Source organism: Streptomyces sp. NBC_01788 (genome assembly GCF_035917575.1).
Lineage (GTDB): Bacteria > Actinomycetota > Actinomycetes > Streptomycetales > Streptomycetaceae > Streptomyces.
In genome coordinates this window covers 8048388-8067595 of record NZ_CP109090.1, presented here as the reverse complement: position 1 = coordinate 8067595, position 19208 = coordinate 8048388, and the positions used below count along the sequence as shown (strand labels likewise).

Sequence of the window (19208 nt, the reverse complement as noted above, 5' to 3'; positions counted from 1 at the left end):
GCTGGGCTTAGGGGAGGTGATTTCGTGGTCCTGCGCGGTGGCTGGGGTGCGGCCGGCCCGGCGGGGGTCCGGGCCGGCCGCGGTCCTGCGGAGTTACGGGACCAGCACGACCTTGCCGAGCTGGGCGCGGGCCTCCATCAGCTCGTGGGCCTTGACGGCCTCCCCCAGCGGCAGCCGCTGGTGGATGACGGGCTTCACCTGGCCGGAGGTGATGAGGTCGAGCAGATGGCGCCGGCCGGCCGCCATGGTGTCCTGCTTGTTGTAGAGCATCGCGTAGAGGCTGAATCCGGCGACGTTCTTCATGCGGGACAGGGCCAGGGTCGGGATCGGCGGGATGTCGCCGGAGGCGGAGCCGTAGAAGACGAGGGTGCCGAACTGGGCGGTGATGCCCAGGGACTTCAGCAGGACGTCACCGCCCACGGTCTCCAGGACCACGTCGGCGCCGCGGCCGTCCGTGGCGGCTAGGACCTGGTCGGCCCAGTCCTCGTCGCTGTAGTCGATGGCGATGTCGGCGCCGAGCTCGCGCACGAAGTCGAGCTTCGCCTTGGAGCCGACGGTGGCGATGACCTTGCCGGCGCCAAGGGCCTTGGCGATCTGGACGGCGAGGTGGCCGACGCCGCCGGAGGCCGCGTCGATGACGATCGTCTGGCCGGGCTGCAGGCGGCCGGCCTCGCGGATCGCGTGGTAGGCGGTCTGGGCCGGGCTGGGCAGGAGGGTCGCCTCGGCGGCGTCGAGGTCCTGCGGGATCTTGATGAGGAACTCGGCGCCGGTGACGACGTAGTCGGCGTAGGCGCTGTGGTCGACGTCGCCGACGACCCGGTCGCCGGCGGCGAAGCCGGTGACTCCCTCGCCGACGGCCTCGACGGTGCCGGCGACGTCGCCGCCGGGCGCGCCGGGCAGTTCGGCGTGGCCGCCGATCGGGATGCCCTGGCGGCGCTGGACCTCGGCGAAGGTGACGCCGACGGCCTCGGCGCGGATCAGGACCTGGCCCGGACCGGGCCGGGGCTTCTCCGCCTCCTCGAGGCGGAGTACGGACGGCGCACCGTGCTCGTAGTGGCGGACGATTCTCATTGCTGTCTCCCATGGGGGGTTGTCCGTCGAGCCGCGTCGCGCGTGCGCCGCCGTGGCTCCGTCCGGCGATCCGGTACATATGCATGTTGTCATGCATTTGAATGCGGGTCCACACCGTATTGCGGCACGTTCGGGTTCTTTGCCGTTCACTTGAAAACCGGCCGGCTCGGGTCCCCGGTCCCGGCCCAGGCGGCCAGAGCCGCACGCAGACCCTCGGCGATCCGCGCGGGTGAAGCGTCCTTGTCGGCGGCCCAGGCGACGTAGCCGTCGGGCCGGACGAGCAGACCGGCCAGTGCGGGCTCCTGCTCCCACCGGCCGACGACATGCCGGACACGGCCGGGCCAGGCGATCGGCCCGGCCCACTCCCGATACACCTCGGAGATCTCCGGACGGCCGGACAGGTCAAGCAGCGCGAAAGTGCCGCGGCGCAGCAGCTCGGGGAGGGGCACGGTGCCCTCCCCGGCGGTGACGGCGAGGTCGCGCGCGAAGTCGCCGAGCAGACGGTGCCCGGGGCCAGGAAGGCCGTAGCGGACACCGACGCCGCTGAGCATCTCGGCGACGTGCCGGTTGACCTCCTCCTTGCGCATCAGGTCCTCGAAGAGCTCACGCAGCAAAGTGACGTAGGGGTCCGGGTTCATCAGCGCGATCTGCGCACGGGTGTTGGCCAGCACCTTGCGGGCGGGGGCCTGGCGCTCGCGGTCGTAGGTGTCGAGCAGCCCTTCGGGAGCCCAGCCGTTGATGTCGGCGGCGAGCTTCCAGCCGAGGTTGAGCACGCGTCCTGCAGACCGGGGTTGACGCCCCGGCCGCCGACCGGGAAGTGGGTGTGGGCGGCGTCGCCGGCCAGGAAGATGCGCCCGGCGCGGTAGTGCTCCGCCCGGCAGGCGGAGTCGGTGAACCACGACAGCCACCACGGCCGGCTCGCGCCGAGGTCGTCGCCCCAGATCTCGCGGAGGCTGTCGGTGAACTCCTCCAGCGTCAGCTCTCCGTCCGCCTCCCGCTCCTTGCGGAAGTCGAAGGTGGCGACGCGGTGGTGGGTGTCGTCCAGCGGCACGCAGAAGAGCAGGCCGCGCTCGGTACGCTCCATGCCCGTCGGGGCCTTCTCCCGGTCGGCGAGGACGACGTCGGCCAGCCCGCGCGGTGACCTTGCCGCCGGTGCCCGGGAAGGCGATCCCCGCCGCCCTGCGGACCAGGCTGCGGCCGCCGTCGGCACCCACGAGGTAGCGGCCGCGCAGGGTGCGCGAACCCTCGGGACCGGTGACGTCGGCCTCGACGCCCTCGGCGTCCTGTCGCACGGCGGTCACCACGTGGCCGCGGCGGATCTCGACGCCGAATTCCTGCGCGCGCTCCTCCAGGAGACGCTCGGTGCGGGTCTGCCCGGACAGCAGCGCGTAGTTCTGCACGCTGTCCAGCAGGGAGAAGTCGACCCGGACACCGAGGCCGGCGAAGTGGCCGTTGCTCCAGGAGGGGGCACCGTCACAGAAGCGCTCCAGGAGACCGCGGCGGTCCAGCGACTCCAGCGACCGGGCGTGCGGGCCGAAGGCCTTGGAGTGCGGGGTGCGCTCGGGCAGCCGCCCGAGGACCACCGGCCTGGCCCGGGAGATGCGGAGTTCGGAGGCGAGGAAAGACTATATGCGTGAGATTATGCAACCACTTGTTGGCATACACATGCTCCCTGCTCTTAACCACCGGACCTAGGATGGGGATATGGAGACTCCGACCAGGCAGACGAGCGTCACGCCCCCGTCCGGGCAGGGACCGCTCGCCGCAGCAGACCCCCTCGACGCGGTGGGTCCCGCCTTCTCGCGATTGCGCCGCGCCTCCGCGCTGAACGCGCAGACGACGGTCTCCCGCAAGGACATGACCCGGACCCTGGTCCTCAACATCGTCGAGGAGGGTCCGGAGGAGGACGGCCAGGAGATCACCGTCGGCGTCGTCGCCGAACGGCTGGCCGTGGATCCCTCAGTCGCCAGCCGCATGGTCACCGACTGCATCTCCGCGGGGTACCTGATCCGCGCCGCCTCGCAGCGGGACGGACGCCGGACGATCCTTCAGATGACCGACGAGGGCATGGCGATGCTGGCCGCCTTCCGCCGTCATCAGCGCGCGGCGTTCGAGTTCATCACCCGGAACTGGCCTGCAGAGGAGCGCCTGCAGTTCGCCCGCCTGCTGATCAAGTACGTGGACTCGGTGGCCGAGGCGCAGCACGCCCCGGCCGACGGCTGACCACCCGCCCCGCATCGTTCAGCGTGCCAGGACCCGGCGCAGCGCCGACGTCAGCGCCGCAGCCTGCTCGCCGGCGGGCAGAGCGCCCCGGCTGCGCCAGGCGACAATCCCGTCCGGACGCACCAGGACGGCACCGCCGGCCGACACCCCGAAGGCGCGGCCCACCGCCCCCCGGGGTCGGCGGGCCCCCGTCCCCGTCCGCGGTGATGCGGTGCACGCCGAGCGCGACACCCAGCTGCGCACCGGCCGCCTGCGCCGCCTCGGCCCAGGACTGCCCGTCCGCACCTGCCAGCAGGACGAAACCGGAACCGAACAGGTCCAGCGTCGCCAGCGGCGCGTCGTCATGCTCGAGCATCACATACGGGGCGCGGGTGCCGGGCTCTGCGGACAGGGCGCGCGGATCGCCGGCCGACGGGATACGCCTGGCCCATGATCACGGTCATCGCGTCGTCGGTCGCGGCCTGCTGCTCCTCGGTGGCCGTACCGGAGCGCAGGGCCGGCTTCCAGGCCAGATTGAAGGTGTCGGCGATACCGGTGTTGGCTCCGTAGCCGACGGTACGGCGGGATCTGGTGGGCGGCGTCGCTCGCAAGCAGCACCCGGCCCGCGACGAAGCGCTCGGCCATGTCCCAGGGGAAACGGGAGCGCACGGTGACCTCGACCCGGGTATGCGGAAGAGTCCGGCGAACGGGGGAAGGCCCGCCGCCGCTGGATCATGGACGGCATCGATGCAGCGGGTAGAGCCAGAAGGTGAGGGCGTAGAGGACGCGGTACACCGGGTGACGAGTAGGACCCTGGGTTGGCCTTCACCTTGGGGGAGGTGACTTCGGCGTTTCCCCGCGGAGCCGTCGAAATATTCGAAACCCGTCTCCGCGTCGCCGCGGAACGCGAGTGCCTCGCGGCCGATGCCAAGCGCACCGAGCAGGGTGTCCAGCGCCGCGTCGACGTCGTCGTGTGAGCGGCTCACCCAGACGAACGTGTCCGGTGCGACCGCTCCTTCAAGCCGACTCAGCGCGGAGTCCACCCGCTCGATGCGGAACATGGCAACGTCCACATGCCCGAGGTCTTCCCACCCGCGTTCGACGGTCAGTCGCAAGCGCGCCGCGAGCGCTTCCAGCGGCGGTCTCAGCCCCGCCACCAGCCGGAAAGAGCCAGCAGCGAACTCCCACATGCTCTGCTGGAACGCGGGATTGCGCTTCCCACCCTGGTACGACGGCGCCGCCTCCCAATCCGGCTCAGGCGCGGGAACCTCGATCTGCACCAAGCCCACCTCCCGAACCCGAACATCGCTGCGATCGCCGACGATTCACCGTAGCGGCTCGGCTGCGCTTCGATCCGGTTGACCTTCCCGGTCAGAGCAGTGGCCGACAGTGAGCAACGTTCGGGCCAGGGTGCGGAGTTCTTCGTCCGGATGACCCTGTCCGGAGCGGGGCGCGTCACTGAGCAGGCGGAGCGGGGAGAAGAAGAAGGCGCGGAGGGAGGCGCGGAGCTCCTCTGGGACCTGGCCGGTGGCGGCGAGGGCCTGGAGAGCGCGGAGGCCGACCGGGGTGGGGCCGACCAAGTCGACGAGGACGGGGACGGCGCGGTCCGGGGATCCGGTGATCCAGTGGTGGGCTTCGGCGGCCGCCATCCGAGTCCACTCGTACCCGGCCTCCAGCAGAGGCTCGATGAGCGGCAGCAGCGGAGCGGCGGCGCTGCCCAGCGGCTGCAGGCTGCTGAGGTACCAGTGGGCCTGGCCCCGGGCCGAGAGCAGCCCCTCGAAGGCGCGAAGCGTCACACCGGCGTCACCGGTCAGCTGGTAGTGGGCCACGGCTGCCGCGGCGCTGAGTGAGGAATCGGTGCTCTGCGCGGCGTTGCGCAGCAGATCGGTGATCTCCTGCGTCCGTATGCCGTTGAGGCCGATCCGGCGGGCGGCGACGATGGCCGCGCGGCCGGTCTGGAGGCAGTCGACCAGTTCGGGCTGGGCTCGGCGCGCGGCGGTACCGAACGGCGCCAGCGCCTCGACAAGGGCGATGCCTGTGTTGCCGGTGGCACCCGCCGCCAGCTCACGACGGATCACGGGTATCAGCTGGTCGGCAGCCCCGGGGAAGTACTGCGCCGCCGCTTCGAGCATCCGGGCACTGGGGCGGCGCAGCACCAGCTCCAGGGCGCGGGGATCGCGGGAGCGCACCAGGGCGAGGAGCGCCGGCTCGGCGGTCTCCTCGTCGGTGCCTGCGTACCGGTGCAGCGCGTCCCGGAGGCCGGCGCCCGGCTCGGGAAGGCGCTCGATCCAGTGGCCGATGGTGCGGAGACGGCCGGCCAGGGCGCGGGCGTCCTTCTGGAGGGGCAGGGCAGCCAGTTGCAGGCCCAGGACCTCGGGCTCCCGGTCGCGCCAGGTCTCGGCGATCTTCTGGGCCAGCCAGGACCCGCGCGAGCCGATGTCTGAGGCCGTGATCCAGCGGGCGGCCACGGCGAGGCCGGCGTTCGGATCCCGGGTGAGCAGGCGGGTGAGCCGCTCTTCCTGCGTGGTGGTGCCCGACCAGGGGAAGTCGTCGTCTCCCGGGTCGGGTTCGGCACCGTCCTCGGCGATGACCTCCACCAGCTCAGCCGGGTACGGCGGCCCGGACCGCTCGGCAGCGAGCAGGGCCGCCGCCAGCCTGACCTCGGGCAGGGGGCTGTCGAGTGCCGGCATCTCCCGGCCGAACCGGGCCAGGGCGACCATCGCGTCCGCCCGCACCGCCGGGACAGGATCGGTGGAGTACAGCCCTTCGAGCTGCACCACAGCGAAGAAGCGCAGCTCAGCCGGGAGCAGTTCGGCCACAGCTGCGACCACGCGTAGCGCGGCCCGGCGCACTCCCCGTTCAGGGTCCTTCAGGCAGGGCAGCAGGTCCGGAAGCACCCAGCAGAGCTCGGCGCAGACCGCGGCGACCGAACTGACGGGCCAGTGCGGTGATTCGATGTCCGCCGGGTCATGGTCGACGAGGACGGCGAGCAGCATCAGCAGCTCCTCGCGCTTGCCCGGGGCGTGCAGGACGGCGTGGGCGAGGAAGGGGACGGCGGGTGCCGAGGCCGGATAGACCGTGCCCTGGTGGTGGATGTTGCCGTAAAGCTCGTAGATCGCCTCGCCGGCCACCTCCTCGTCGCCCTGATAGAGCGCCCTGATCAGCCCGGGCACGTCCTCCGCGGAGCCGTAGGCGTGGGTCAGGGCGTGCCACTGGACGCCGTCCAGTTCGGCCGGAGGTCTCATGATCCGCGCTCCTCATCCGCTCAGGTGCGCCGACCGTATCGATCACCACTGACAGTCACGAGAGGAACCGGTGCGCCGCTTTCGTCCGTTCACGGGCGGCACCGAAAGATTACGTCCAGGGTGCTACGCGTGCTCGCGCTGAGAGGTGCGGCTAGGGGCTGCGCGGCCTCCGCCCCGTTCTCTTCGCGGTCCTTCGTCCGTCCCGCCGTATCGGGCGATGTCAGTGGTGGCAGGCAGGATGACGGGCATGACAACACCTGCAGCTGTGATCACGGATACCGCCGCCTACGCGCAGGCGGTCGAGGACGCGGTGAAGGCGTCGGCCGCCTACTACGCGGGTGGGACGTCGGCACTGGACGATGACGCCTACGACCGGCTGGTGCGAGGCATCGCCGCGTGGGAGGCCGAACATCCTGACCAGGTGCTGCCCGACTCCTCGACGGGGAAGGTCGCCGGCGGCGCCGCGGAGGGCGATGTCCCGCACACCGTGGCGATGCTGAGTCTGGACAACGTGTTCTCGCCGGACGAGTTCACCGCTTGGACCGCCTCCCTGGCCCGGCGCATCGGCCACGAGGTCGAGCGGTTCAGCGTCGAGCCGAAGCTGGACGGGCTCGCGGTCGCCGCCCGTTACGCCGGCGGTCGCCTGACACAGCTGATCACACGCGGGGACGGGACGGCCGGGGAGGATGTCTCGCACGCGATGGGCACCATCGAGGGCCTGCCGGATGAACTCGCCGAGCCGGTCACCGTGGAAGTCCGGGGCGAAGTCCTGATGACGACCGCTCAGTTCGAACACGCCAACGAGGTGCGCACCGCACACGGCGGGCAGCCGTTCGCCAATCCGCGCGGCGCCGCGGCAGGCACCCTGCGCGCCAAGGAGCGTACCTACACCGTGCCGATGACGTTCTTCGGCTACGGCCTGCTGCCCCGGTCCGATACCGAGACGGCGCTCACCGCGCGGCTGGGCGAACTCGCTCACAGCGAGCTGATGGCTCAGGCCGCCACGTACGGGATCAACACCACCGCCACCACCGCGGTGCCCGGCATCACCGCCGGCACCGTCGAGCAGGTGCTGGCCCGGGTGCAGGAGATTGCCGCCCTGCGGGCCGAGCTGCCCTTCGGGATCGACGGGATCGTCATCAAGGCCGACCTGGCCGCCGACCAGCAGACGGCAGGATCGGGTTCGCGCGCCCCGCGTTGGGCGATCGCCTACAAGCTGCCCGCGGTCGAGAAGATCACCCGGCTGCTCGAGGTCGAGTGGAACGTCGGCCGCACCGGCATCATCGCCCCCCGCGCCGTCCTGGAACCGGTCGAGATCGACGGCGCCACCATCACCTACGCCACCCTCCACAACCCGGCCGACATCACCCGCCGCGACCTGCGTCTGGGCGACCACGTCATGGTCCACCGGGCCGGCGACGTCATCCCCCGCATCGAAGCCCCCGTCGCCCACCTGCGCACCGGCGACGAACAACCCATCGCCTTCCCCGAGACGTGCCCGCGCTGCGGGGACGGCATCGACACCAGCGAGCAGCGCTGGCGCTGCGAGAACGGACGCAACTGCCACCTGGTGGCCGCCCTGTCCTACGCGGCCGGCCGCGACCAGCTCGACATCGAAGGCCTCGGCCACACCCGCGTCGTCCAGCTCGTCGACGCCGGCCTCGTCGCCGATCTCGCCGACCTGTTCGCCCTCACCCGCGAGCAGCTCCTGGGCCTGGAACGGATGGGTGAAACCAGCACCGACAACCTCCTCGCCGCCCTCGCCACGGCCAAGGGCCAACCGCTGTCGCGGGTACTGTGCGCGCTCGGGGTCCGCGGCACCGGCCGCTCCATGTCCCGCCGTATCGCCCGGCACTTCGCCACCATGGACAACATCCGCGCCGCGGACGCGGAAGCGATGCGGCAGGTCGAGGGCATCGGCACCGAGAAGGCCCCCTCGATCGTCGCCGAACTCGCCGAACTCGCACCGCTCATCGACAAACTCGCCGCCGCCGGGATGAACATGGCCGAACCCGGCGCCACCGCACCCGCCCCGCACGAGGGCGACACCGGCGACCACGACGAGAAAACCGAGCGTGCGAGCGGACCGCTGGCCGGGATGACCGTGGTCGTCACCGGCGTGATGACCGGCCCCCTGGAGAAGCTCAGCCGCAACCAGATGAACGAGCTCATCGAGCAGGCCGGCGGCCGCTCCTCCTCCAGCGTCTCCAAGAAGACCACCCTCGTCGTCGCCGGAAACGGCGCGGGGTCCAAGCGAGCCAAAGCCGAGGATCTCGGTATCCGCACGGCCGCCCCGCACGAATTCGCCGCCCTGGTCGCCGACTACCTCAACTAAAGAAGCACCACAAGTCCTGAGTAAGGGCGCCTGAGCCCCACACGACAAGTTACGCGGGGCTTCGACGCAGGTCAGGCCATCGTCGCTCTAGATGTGCTGTCCCGGCAGGTTGGTGACGCGGCTGGCTGGGATTTGGCCACCGATGCCGGTGTGGGGCCGGTGGTAGTTGTACCAGTCCAGCCAGTCGGGGAAAGCCACCTGCCGCTCGAGCCCTGAGGTGCAGGGCCATTCGTCGAGCAGGGTGCGGTGAAAGCGTTCGACCTCGCCGTTCGTCTGAGGCCGCCACGGCCGGGTCCGGCGAGAGCTGATGCCCAGGTCGCGGCAGGTCTGTCACCAGGTGTTCTTGGTGTAGGCCCAGGCGTCGTCGGTCAGATAGACCGCCCCGACGAACAGGAGGGGGTAGGTGGCAGCAGGACTGCTGTCCTCTTTCTCCTGTTCAGTGCCCGGCGGCGCGCCCCCAGGCCCTTTGAAAAGGGCGGACTCGATTCAACGGACGACGAACGCAGTCGTCATGGGGCAGGGCAGCCCGGATGCAGCAGTCGTCGGCCGACCTGACCTCAGGCTCCTCCTGTCTGAGGAGCTGCGAGTTGGGTATGAAACGATTCCTGTCCTTTGGGTCAACGACGTCGTCGAGGGCGGTGAAGTAAAACGATGTCATCGTGCCGGTCACCACGTCGAGGATGAACTGACTACATGACACTGGAGAGGCTTCCCGAAGGGGGGCCGCGCCCTTCGTTGAGGAGGACGGTCCATTTCTCCGGCTCGGCAGCGGGCTGCACCAACCAGGACCGCGCCCAGCGCGCGCTCGGCACTGCGGCCGGCCCAATGGGCTGCGACGACCGCTCCGTAGGCCCATCGCACGACAAGGGCCCGGTCCCCACTCCCCTGGCGGCGAGAACGGCGTCGACATCGCGGACGGCGGCCTGGAAGGAATAGTCCGCCGAACGCTCGGATCTGCCGCGTGCCCGCTCGTCGTAGGTGATGTGCCGCCATGCGGCCCCCAGTTCGGCGGTGACCCGCCGCCAGTAACCCTGGGTGGCGAACTGACCGTTGAGGTAGACGACCGGGGCGCCGGGACCGCCGGTGTCCATGACGGCCAGGGCCGTGTCCTCCACCGGCACCATGCCGGCTCACTTCGGACGGGTCGTGGGAGTGCTGTTCTTCGTCATGTGTTCCCCCTTGGTCACGTGAGAGGTCCGGTACGGCAGGGTCAGGGCCTGTATGTGGATCGCAGGCCTCTGAGGGCGGCCGGCCATCCGCGGTGGCCGGCGGGTGGCCGGTCGCGGTGGGGCCGGCCGGGGCGTCCTGGCTCGGCCGGTTCAGAGGCTGCGGGCGGTGATGTCGCCGTGGGAGGTGGTGGCGCGGATGTGGAGTTCGGTGGTGCCGTCGTTCTTCAGGGCGTTGCTGACGCGGCCGTAGGCGGTGTCGGCGTCCAGGGCGGCCGAGACGCCGGCGGCGGCGCCGACCGTGATGTCGCCGGACTGCGTGGTGGCCACGACCATGCCGCGCATGGCTTCGGTGATGCGGATGTCGCCCTTGGCGGTGATGATCTCGGCAGGGCCGCCGAGCCGGCCGACCTCGATGTCACCGTCGACCGCGTTGAGACGGAGACTCGCCGCCTCGTCGATCTTGATCTGGCGGTATGCGCCGTCGAAGGCGACGTCACCGAGGCGGCCGACACCACGCAGCTCGCAGGCGGCGGTCCTGGCCTCGACGCGGGAGCCGGCGGGCAGCTTGACGGTGACCTCCACCGAGCCGGACGGGCCGAAGAGCTGGTTCTCGGGCTCGGCAGTGCTGATCCGCAGGACACCATCGGTGTAGGTGACGGTGGTCTGCTCGGCGCTCTGCACGTCGCGCCTCTTGGCAGGGTTCGCGGGCAGAACCTCGACGGTCGTGGTGGCGCGGTCGGCGGCGATCAGCTGGATACGCCCGGCGGGGACGTCCACGACGGTCGCGATCGGGGCGGGAGTGTCGAACTTCTGCATGATGCTCTCCTGTACTCACTGGTGTTTCCGACAACAGGAAAGCTACGTTGCTTTCTATTTCGCGGCAACAGAGCTTTTGCATGAACGACGCGTTTGCCCAGGTAGAAGAGCCTTAATCGTTGCAACGCTCTCTCGCTTAACGCAATGACCGCACAGCCGGTCGTTGCAATGGATTGAAGGCGAACGCTATGATGGACGCGTCAGGCGACACCGAGCAGCACCCCGCGGAGCAGTCGCGGGGCAGGAAAAGGGAGGCGTGATGCCGGGAGGCAGACTCACGCAGGCCGAACGCCAGCAGATCGCGGCAGGACTGACCGACAACCTCGCCTACGCCGAGATCGCCCGGCGTCTGGACCGCCCCACCTCCACGATCACCCGCGAGGTGATGCGCAACGGCGGCCCCGTCGGCTACCGCTCCGACCTCGCCCACCACGCCACCCAGCAGCGCACCCACCGGCGCAGGCAGGCCGCACCCCAAGAGGCGCAGAGGCTCGAGCAGCCCCACGGACGCGACACCGAAGCCGTGCACGGCTACCAGGAACAACTCACCATCGTCCTCATGGCCTCCGGCCTGCCCAAGATGATGGCCCGGGTCCTGAGCTGCCTCTACACCACTGACACCGGCAGCCTCACCGCATCCGAACTCGCCCAGCACCTCACCGTCAGCCCGGCCTCCGTCTCCAAAGCGATCACATTCCTCGAGAGCCTGGACCTCGTCCGCCGCGAACGCGACGAACGCCGCCGCGAGCGCTACGTCGTCGACGACGACCTCTGGTACCAGTCCATGCTCCGCAGCGCCCGCGCCAACGACCAGTTCATCGAAATCGCACGGCAGGGCACCAGCGTCCTCGGCCACGGCACCCCCGCCGCCACCCGCCTCGAAAACGCCGCCCGCTTCCTCGACTTCGTCAGCGAAAACCTCATCCACGCCGCCGAACAAGGCCGCGAAGTCCTCCACACCCGAACGGAAACGACCTCGGACACCGCCGCCGAACCGAGCCCGCGCGACGGACGAGCAACCACCCCCACAACCACACCCTGACCAACACCACCCAGCCGGCACACGGTTCACCCCCGCGCTCCAGGCCTCCCCAGGACTCAAGGACCGGAACGCAACGAAGACTCCCCGCGCTCAGCAGCGCGAGGCTGTCGACGCAGTGCTCCGCGCCCTCGCACTGCCCGCCGATCACACCGCCCCCGAACGCGGACTGCACGCAGGTGGTCATCGCGACCGGATCGGGCAAAAGCTCGCCGCCGTGCACAGCGCACAACAACTCCACACGCGCCGTGTGCCGGCACGAAGTCGGCGTCACGAAGGACTTGCCGCTGGGGCGGTGGGACCACCAGCAGCGGAAAGCGCTGCGGGCGGGCAAGCTGGAGGAGCAGCGCAAGACCCTGCTGGACGCCCGGAGGCCGGGATGGTCTGGCTCGCCGCGCTCCGGTCCTACCGGCGGGCCACCGGGCACCTCGCACCCCGGCAGGACACGGTGTGAGGCGAAGCGAAGCGATGGTGTTGGTCGGAAAGCACATCGCCAGCCTCCCTCGCAAGAGCGGCCTCGCTCCCTGCGGAGCCGGCAGCGGAGCGCGCCAAGCATCTGGCCGCAATCGACCCGGACTGGACTGCTCCGGGTCACTCAACTGGCAACGCGCCCGGCTCCGCGACCTCACCGCCGACGAGAACGACGGCCACCTCCCCCACATCGCACCCGGCGTCCTCTACGAAGGAGACGACCTCGGCAAGTGGCTTCAGCGCCGCGTCGCCGGTCGGCACGTTCTGGCTGGACAAACCCGTCAGGCCGCTCTGCCCATCGGCCTTGACAGGCTGCGGCAGGAATTCTGGAGGAGGCCCTCGCCAATGGCGCCGGTCCCCTCCACCTCACGTACGTCTTCTCGCTCGGAGTCAATACCAGTCTCCGCTACACGACCGCCGCCGCCGGCTCAGCAGCCGAATCCGGAACAGGTATCAGTTAGCGAGCTGGACTGCGGTTGGTGATCAGCGGGATGATGGTCCCAAGGCTGCTGGAGGGCGAGCACGGCCCGGCACATCGTGTCCTCGTCCTGCTGGAACCGATCACCGGTCCTGACGCCGCCTCAGTGGCTGTGATAGGCCCGATGGACTCAGTGAAGGCAGAGGCAGAACGGATGGCCGGCCGGATCCGCGTAGACCCGCCAATTGGCCCCCGGGCGGAGCTGGTCCGTCCGCTCCAACACGATCGCGCCGAGGGCGAGCGCCCGCTTCTCCTCCCCGTCGAGGTCGTCCACGTCGAAGTCCAGGTGTAGCTGCTGCGGGCGCTGCTGACCAGGCCATTCGGGCGGTCGGTAGCCGTCCACCCGCTGGCAGGCCAGTGGCGTCCCTTCGAACCCGTGCACCTCGACCCAGTCGCGATCCTCCGGGTCCGCGACCACTCGGCCGCCGAGCAAATCCGCGTAGAACTCCGCGAGCCGTACCGGATCGGCGCAGTCCAGCGCGACCGCCTGCAGCTTTCGAATCACTTGTGACACCCCTCGCTCTTCGGCCGCTTCCGCGACGCCCCCGCACCACAGGGTGGTACCCGCCGCCGCGGCGGGCATGCGCGGCGGTGCGCCGGACCGCCGCCGGGCTTCACCCGGAAGGGACGTGGCAGTGGGGCTTTCAGAAGCATCCACACAGGCTGCCGGGTTTCATCTGGATGAGTCGATTGCCGGACTCAACACGGAACTGGAATTTGGGCCGTTGCTGGTCACTGTCGGGGGGGCAGCGGGCCCACCGGCCCGCTGCCGGGCCCCTCCCAGCTTCGTGGCAGGTACAGGCGCCACGACAGCGGGCACGAGGCCCTGTCCACTACTGCAATCCGTATGCCCGCGGGCTTCCCGTCCGGGCGGTCACGTCGCGGGGAAGGGTGCGGGGCGGACGTCGATCTCGTGCATGCGCTTGGCGTAGTCGCGGTAGCGGCGGCGGGCTTCGCCGTGCCGGCCCGCCGCGGAGAGTGCGGCGATCAGTCCGAGGTGGGCCGACTCGTCGTAGCCGTCCTCGCCGATCAGGCGCAGGTACCAGCCCGCTGCCGCGTCGCAGCGGTCCAGCCGCAGGCAGCGCCGGGCGAGGGTACGGACGACGTCGCGGTGCAGCTCGGCGAAGGCTGCGCGCGGGCGGTCGCTCCACTCCCCGGTGAGCTCACCGTCGTCGCCGAAGTCGCCGGTGTACATACCGACGACCACTTCGAGGCGCGCCACCACGTCGGCGGCGGCCGCCCTGTCCCGGCTGCCCTCGACCGCGACGTCCGCCGCGATGGCCGCACGGGCCGCGTCGTGGAACCGGACCGTGTCGAGGACGACGTGATCCGTGTTGAGTCGCACGGTGGAGGTGTCGGTGACCAGAAAGCGGTTGGCCGGGTGCCGCCGCGCCGGGTCGAGGACCGCGCGCACCGTCGAAATCAGCACCGACAGGCGGCGGTTGGCCACCTCCTGAGGCGTCTGCGGCCACAACAGGGCGGCGAGCGCGGTCCGGGTGACCGGTCTTCCCAGCTGACCCGCCAGGACCATGACCAGCTCACGGGCCTTCCGTGACTGCCATCCGGCCGGGGGCACGGGCGTTCCGGAGAGCAGCACCGCCAAGTGGCCCAGGGTCTGCACGGCGACATCGGGGACCGGCGGCGGACCGATCGCCGCCAGCGGCCCTGCGATGTGCCAGACGTCGTCGCACACCCCGAGCCGGTGCAGCCGCTGCCAGGCGACGTCCTCGGACAGCCGATCGCCCGCATGGCGCGCCCGCAGCAGCGCGTTGGTGGCCAGTGCGATTTCGTTGCCCGCGTCGGTCCAGATCGCGGCCGCCTCCACCAGCCCGGCGGCACGGCGTCCAGCAGGGCGTCCCGGCGCCGCGGCCGCATCACTCCGGTATACGGCGAGCGCGGCGAGTTCCATCGCCTCGGCCAGCCCGGCCGGGTCGCGGCGGCGGCCGGCCTCCGAGCGGACGTCTGCGGCGTACCGGGCGGCCGAGGCGGTGTCTCCGCTGCACAATGCGACCCAGCCCGCGGCCAGCTGACCGGTGACCGGCCCGGCGGCGCTCGGATGCGTGAGGGACAACTCCGCGTACCGCGCCGCCTCGGCCGGATCGTCGGCGTAGCAGGTGCGCGCCAGTCCAGCCCATGCCTGTGCGACGACCTGGGCGTTGCCGTCCGGCTCGGCCATCGCCACGGCCTCGCGGTACGCCGCCATGGCCTGCCAGGAGGAGCCCCGGGCCAGGTGCACCCGGGCGATCATCAGCAGTCCGAACGCGGCGAGCGGGGAGCCTTCCCGCTGCCACAGGGTGAGCGCACGGTCGGCGTCCGCGCGGGCGGCGTTGAGGTCGCTGAGTCCCAGCCAGGCCTCGGCGCGGTTGTGCAGGGCCAGTGCGAGCAGCGTCTGCTGGGGGGCGCCCTCACCGAGACCGATCGCCTCGGTGAGGGCACCGACCGCCTCACGCAGACGCCCCTCCTCGACCAGGCGGGAGCCGACGTTGGAGCGGATCCGCAGTTGCAGGCCTATGTCCCCGGCCCGTTCCGCCGCCGCGTAAGCCATGGCGTAGGCGTGTTCGTTGGCGGCGCGGTCGCCCTCGCTGAAGGCGGCCAGCGCCTGGGCGAGGTAGGCCGCCGCCAGCGCGGCGTCGTCGTGGCTCTGCTCGGCAGCCCGCACCGCCTCGTCTGCAAGGCTCCGCGCCCGCGCCCGGTCACCACGGGCCCAGCGTGCTGCCGACCGGCCGGCCAGCAGCTGGGCCCGGTCAGCGCCGGTGTCCCCGGCATCGGCGGCCGCGCGTTCGTACAGCGACTCGGCGCCCTCGAACTCGCCCCGCTGGTGGAGTACTCGGCCGAGCCGCCAGGCCAGTTCGGCAGGCAGCGGCGCGTCCGCCGGGAGCGTTGCGACATGCCGCAGCGCCTCGTGGTATTGCCCCTGTCGCAGGGCCGACTCCGCCAGCCGTGCGACGGTATCGGGGTCGCGCACCCAGTCAGCGCCCGCGGCCCCTCCCGCGCTGGTGGTCACCGCGTCAGGATACTCATGACGAAGGCGGACGGGCCGGGTGGTTTCGGGAAGTCGGGGACTCACTCCGGGCGGGGTTTCTGGCGTGGGTCCCGGTGAGGTCTCCGGCGGGCTCGGAGAGCCGGACCTCACCGAGGTTCTCCGGCGCGTCGATCCGGTACTCGGCGGTGTTGTCGAAGAACGACGGCGACGCTTGGGATCGCAGGAGTTCCTCGAGATGGGACGGGTGCGCACCGCGGACGCGGGTCAGATCCGGGTGGCCACCTTTCGGGCCAGTTCTTCCAGTGGTGTGCGGTTCTCCGCCGGGTCGTTGAGGCGCACCAGGCGGATCGACACCCACAGGTCGGACCTGCGGAGGAAGACCGCCTCGTCCTCGGCGTACGCCTCGTCGCCGACACCGGCCAGCGGCCTCAGCGCGTGTCCGAGGTCGCGTTCGATGTCGAGGTACTTCTTCGCGCCGTCCCCGACGAAGATTTCCACCTGGGCCGTCGGCCCGGTGACGGGACCGGTGTAGGTGCAGGTCTCCCGTACCGGTGTCGCGGGGTCGAGCGCTGTACCGGCCAGCTTCTCGGCCTCCTGCTTGGTCACCAGGGCACAGGGGTCGACGGCCGCCCCGTTCGGCGGCGGCGCCTCGGTGCTCTTCTCCGGAGTCCGGGTTGCCGGGGCCGGGTCAGCCGACGAGGGGGTGGCGGTTGAGGGCTGCCCGTGGCCGCCGCACCCGGACAGCCCGAGCACGGCGAGCACGGCCAGGGGCACCAGTGGCGAAAGTAGGCGGCTGCGGCTGCGGTTGCGGTTCATCGGGATCCTCGCTGTCTGCCATGGTGTCGGTGTCAGGACTTGCACAGCGGTACGTCCGGCAGCGTCTGCTGTCTGTGGACGAAAGGTGTCAGACTCTCCTGCTGCAGCTCGAACTTCATCGTGGGCAGGAGCTTCTTGAGGGCGGCCATGGCCACGGCGGAGACCGAGACCCCCACGCCCCCGCCGACCTTGCCGTCCAGCGTGGCTCCGACACAGCGGGTCAGGGGGGCGCCGAGGGCCGAGCCGTTGGTCACCCCGAAGTCCATGACGAGTTTGGCGTAGGGACCGGCGAAGGCGGCGGGCACACCGACCCCGAACTGGACCTTGAACTCGACGGCTGTGGCGATGCCGCTGACTCCGACGGAGATTCCGGTGATCGAGTCCATGATGCTTTTGATCACCGAGAGCTTCGGGGTGACGATCGCGCCGTTGACCATGCCGATGGCACCGTCGAGCCCCCACTCACCGCCAGCGGTCACCGTGGTGTTGTTGCCGCCGAGTGCGGTGGCGACGCTGAACTTCCAGCTGATGCTGAAGGCGAACGGGGTCCCCGCGATCGGCAGGGTCATCTGGACCGGTACCTCGGCCCGGATCTTCGAGTTGTCGATGACACCGTTGGCCGCACCGGCGGCGATACTGATCGCGGCGCTTTTGATCCCCTCGACGGCGAACGTGGCCCCGTCGGCGACCCGACCGCCGGAGATCCGTACATCGGAACGGATGTGCAGCTTCTCCGTCTTCAGCGAGAAGTCGACGAAGACCTTGAGCCCGCCCGCGGCCTTGTGATTGAACTTCAGGCCGAACGCCCCTGGACTGCGGTACGGCTCGGCCTTCCATTCCCCGAGATCCGCTGTGACGCTGCTCGTCCTGGCCGGCGGCAGCGTGTCCCCGGCCGCCGCGGCGAGCCGGACCGGTCCACGGGCGGCCACGGTGCCGACACGTCCCGCATGCGCGGCGCGCACCGATGTCCGTCCGATCGTCCGCGCCGTCGTCGGGACGTCCCGTGCGGTGTCCTTCGCAACGCCCTTCCCAGCCTCCGTCGCAACGTTCGCCGGGGCATCCGCAGGCACGGTCACCGCCCCGGGCAGGTCCGGGATCTCCAGGTAGTGGAGCGCGCCGTCGTCGATGTCCTGGTCGAGGGTGAGGTGGGCGTCGCGGAAGACCTCGGTGAACTCCGCCGGGCCCAGGGTGGCCACGACGTCCCCGTGTGCCCGGCGCACCTTCTGCACCCGCCCCACCGCGCGGCTGGTGGCGTACAGGACCTTTCCGGGCCGAACGTCCTGGACGCCGCGGGCTTTTCCGTCGATGGTCCAGGTCAGGCCGTCACTGGATGCCGACCGGATCGCTCGGGGTCCGTCCTCGACGATCACGACGTCGGGCTGGTAGGTGACCGACGGGTCACGGACCGGCCCGGTCCCGTAGGTGAGCGCGGCCTCGGACGTGTCGGCCGGACCGGAGCCCTCGTGCACGCGCCCGGGTGCGCCACCGCATGCCGCCGTGGTGGCCAGGAGGAGCGCGATCGCGAGCGCTGCGACCCGCCTCTCCGGGCACGCCGCACGCACGGCCCACCCCCGGCGCAGAGCCGCAACCCCCCGTGACACAGCCGACGACAGCCGGATGATTCTCATGCCGTGATCCGTTCGCCATGGCCGACGCGCGCGGCGCCGTGTCCCCCGCGGACCATCATCGACTGGCGTGTTCGCGCCCTGTTCAGGAATCCTTCGGGCCACTGGTCGCTGCGTCGTCTCTCGTGGCCGCTACGGCTGCCGGGCAGCGGCGGCAGTCGACGGACGGCCTCGTGGACTGCTGCGCCACCGGCCGCATCACGCATGCGCACGCCCACGCGGACGTGCGGGGTTCCGGGCACGGCCGGACGAGGTGGGTCCCGGGAACGGTCCGCGCGGCACGACCACACTTCTGCCCATGCCGGGCCGCCTCCTCCGGACCGACCGCCGGGGCACCGGGCACCCGCTGCCCGGCACGTGCCCACGCCGAACGCGCGGCGCGCCCACAAAGCCTGCGAGCCGGGGTTCGCTCGATTCCGTCGTCAGCACACTTGATTCGAGCGAGGCGATCCGTCATCGTACTTGAAACGACGACACGACTTGCCGTTCATGCAGATGAGGGAGGTCCTTCATGGACGACATCGACCGGGCCATCCTGCGGGAACTGCAGGTCGACGGTCGCATCCCCTACGCCGAGCTGGGGCCGAAGGTGGGACTGTCGCCCTCGGCCGCGAGGCACCGGCTGCAGCGCCTGCTGGACACCAAGGCGGTCCAGGTCGTCGGGGTGACCGACCCGATGACCATGGGCCAGCAGACGATGGCTCTCCTGGGCCTGCGCATCGGGGGCGATTCCCGGGCGGTGGCCGATGAACTGTCCCGGCATGAAGAAGTCGTGTACACAGTCCTGACTTCTGGCCGCTACGACCTGTTCACCGAGGTCGTGTGCGGTCGCCCCAGTGATCTTCTGGACTTCATCAACGACGTCGTACGGGCCGTCGAGGGCGTCGCATCCGTGGAGAGCTTCCCCTACTTCGCGATTCACACGCACCGCTTCTTGTGGGGAGTCGACTGAGGCGGC

At 70.7% G+C, this 19208-nt stretch carries 17 protein-coding genes and 3 pseudogenes; 4 read left to right on the top strand and 16 right to left on the bottom strand.

Annotation, left to right across the window (positions count from 1 at the left end):
* Positions 1 to 93: 93 nt before the first annotated feature.
* The 4 genes and pseudogenes from OIE49_RS35955 to OIE49_RS37275 form a co-directional block, all read right to left on the bottom strand.
* A complete protein-coding gene (locus OIE49_RS35955; protein WP_326805966.1) occupies positions 94 to 1071 on the bottom strand; it encodes a quinone oxidoreductase family protein in 978 nt (325 codons plus the stop codon).
* A gap of 146 nt (positions 1072 to 1217) precedes the next feature.
* Complete coding sequence (locus OIE49_RS35950; protein WP_326806429.1) at positions 1218 to 1811, bottom strand: aromatic-ring hydroxylase C-terminal domain-containing protein; 594 nt, start codon at positions 1809 to 1811, stop codon at positions 1218 to 1220.
* A complete protein-coding gene (locus OIE49_RS35945) occupies positions 1709 to 2155 on the bottom strand; it encodes an FAD-dependent monooxygenase (RefSeq protein ID WP_326805965.1) in 447 nt (148 codons plus the stop codon). Before OIE49_RS35945 ends, OIE49_RS35950 begins: the two co-directional genes overlap by 103 nt.
* A 109-nt stretch (positions 2156 to 2264) precedes the next feature.
* Positions 2265 to 2654: pseudogene (locus tag OIE49_RS37275) on the bottom strand (FAD-dependent monooxygenase); the annotation flags it as partial.
* A 121-nt stretch (positions 2655 to 2775) separates the two neighbouring features.
* Between OIE49_RS37275 and OIE49_RS35935 the strand changes: the two are divergent.
* Entirely contained in the window at positions 2776 to 3294 is a 519-nt protein-coding gene (locus OIE49_RS35935; RefSeq protein ID WP_326805963.1) for a MarR family winged helix-turn-helix transcriptional regulator, read from the top strand.
* 18 nt (positions 3295 to 3312) lie between these two features.
* On the opposite strand, the gene OIE49_RS35930 is transcribed toward OIE49_RS35935, so the two are convergent.
* From OIE49_RS35930 to OIE49_RS35920, 4 genes and pseudogenes are all read right to left on the bottom strand, one after another.
* On the bottom strand, positions 3313 to 3459 hold the full coding sequence (locus tag OIE49_RS35930) for an aromatic-ring hydroxylase C-terminal domain-containing protein (protein WP_326805962.1): 147 nt from the start codon (positions 3457 to 3459) through the stop codon (positions 3313 to 3315).
* Positions 3460 to 3580: 121 nt separating this feature from the next.
* Positions 3581 to 3649: pseudogene (locus OIE49_RS37270) on the bottom strand (hypothetical protein); the annotation flags it as partial.
* Positions 3636 to 4556 carry a hypothetical protein gene (locus OIE49_RS35925; protein WP_326805961.1) on the bottom strand — a complete coding sequence of 307 codons (921 nt, stop codon included), beginning with the start codon at positions 4554 to 4556 and terminating at the stop codon, positions 3636 to 3638. The pseudogene OIE49_RS37270 and the gene OIE49_RS35925, both read right to left, overlap by 14 nt.
* Positions 4557 to 4598: 42 nt before the next feature.
* On the bottom strand, positions 4599 to 6518 hold the full coding sequence (locus OIE49_RS35920; protein WP_326805960.1) for a hypothetical protein: 1920 nt from the start codon (positions 6516 to 6518) through the stop codon (positions 4599 to 4601).
* A gap of 247 nt (positions 6519 to 6765) precedes the next feature.
* Here OIE49_RS35920 and ligA point away from each other — a divergent pair, with 247 nt between their 5' ends.
* A complete protein-coding gene (ligA, locus tag OIE49_RS35915) occupies positions 6766 to 8853 on the top strand; it encodes an NAD-dependent DNA ligase LigA (RefSeq protein WP_326805959.1) in 2088 nt (695 codons plus the stop codon).
* Between the two features lie 87 nt (positions 8854 to 8940).
* Here ligA and OIE49_RS35910 read toward each other — a convergent pair.
* From OIE49_RS35910 to OIE49_RS35900, 3 genes and pseudogenes are all read right to left on the bottom strand, one after another.
* Positions 8941 to 9162: pseudogene (locus OIE49_RS35910) on the bottom strand (integrase core domain-containing protein); the annotation flags it as partial.
* Between the two features lie 380 nt (positions 9163 to 9542).
* A complete protein-coding gene (locus tag OIE49_RS35905) occupies positions 9543 to 9977 on the bottom strand; it encodes an alpha/beta fold hydrolase (RefSeq protein ID WP_326805958.1) in 435 nt (144 codons plus the stop codon).
* Positions 9978 to 10172: 195 nt separating this feature from the next.
* On the bottom strand, positions 10173 to 10838 hold the full coding sequence (locus OIE49_RS35900) for a DUF4097 family beta strand repeat-containing protein (RefSeq protein WP_326805957.1): 666 nt from the start codon (positions 10836 to 10838) through the stop codon (positions 10173 to 10175).
* A gap of 259 nt (positions 10839 to 11097) precedes the next feature.
* Between OIE49_RS35900 and OIE49_RS35895 the strand changes: the two genes are divergently transcribed.
* Positions 11098 to 11880, top strand: a complete 783-nt coding sequence (locus tag OIE49_RS35895) for a helix-turn-helix domain-containing protein (protein ID WP_326805956.1) — start codon at positions 11098 to 11100, stop codon at positions 11878 to 11880.
* A gap of 588 nt (positions 11881 to 12468) precedes the next feature.
* On the opposite strand, the gene OIE49_RS35890 is transcribed toward OIE49_RS35895, so the two are convergent.
* The 5 genes from OIE49_RS35890 to OIE49_RS35870 form a co-directional block, all read right to left on the bottom strand.
* Positions 12469 to 12624 carry a hypothetical protein gene (locus tag OIE49_RS35890; protein ID WP_326805955.1) on the bottom strand — a complete coding sequence of 52 codons (156 nt, stop codon included), beginning with the start codon at positions 12622 to 12624 and terminating at the stop codon, positions 12469 to 12471.
* Positions 12625 to 12956: 332 nt separating this feature from the next.
* Positions 12957 to 13331 (bottom strand): VOC family protein, encoded by a 375-nt coding sequence (locus tag OIE49_RS35885; RefSeq protein ID WP_326805954.1) that lies wholly within the window; start codon positions 13329 to 13331, stop codon positions 12957 to 12959.
* A gap of 369 nt (positions 13332 to 13700) precedes the next feature.
* Entirely contained in the window at positions 13701 to 15830 is a 2130-nt protein-coding gene (locus tag OIE49_RS35880; protein ID WP_326805953.1) for a BTAD domain-containing putative transcriptional regulator, read from the bottom strand.
* Between the two features lie 243 nt (positions 15831 to 16073).
* The gene (locus OIE49_RS35875; protein ID WP_326805952.1) at positions 16074 to 16625 is read right to left on the bottom strand and encodes a DUF3558 family protein; all 552 of its coding nucleotides are present in this window, start codon (positions 16623 to 16625) and stop codon (positions 16074 to 16076) included.
* Between the two features lie 32 nt (positions 16626 to 16657).
* The gene (locus OIE49_RS35870) at positions 16658 to 18187 is read right to left on the bottom strand and encodes a hypothetical protein (protein WP_326805951.1); all 1530 of its coding nucleotides are present in this window, start codon (positions 18185 to 18187) and stop codon (positions 16658 to 16660) included.
* A 574-nt stretch (positions 18188 to 18761) separates the two neighbouring features.
* Between OIE49_RS35870 and OIE49_RS35865 the strand changes: the two genes are divergently transcribed.
* Entirely contained in the window at positions 18762 to 19202 is a 441-nt protein-coding gene (locus tag OIE49_RS35865; RefSeq protein ID WP_326805950.1) for an Lrp/AsnC family transcriptional regulator, read from the top strand.
* Positions 19203 to 19208: the final 6 nt, after the last annotated feature.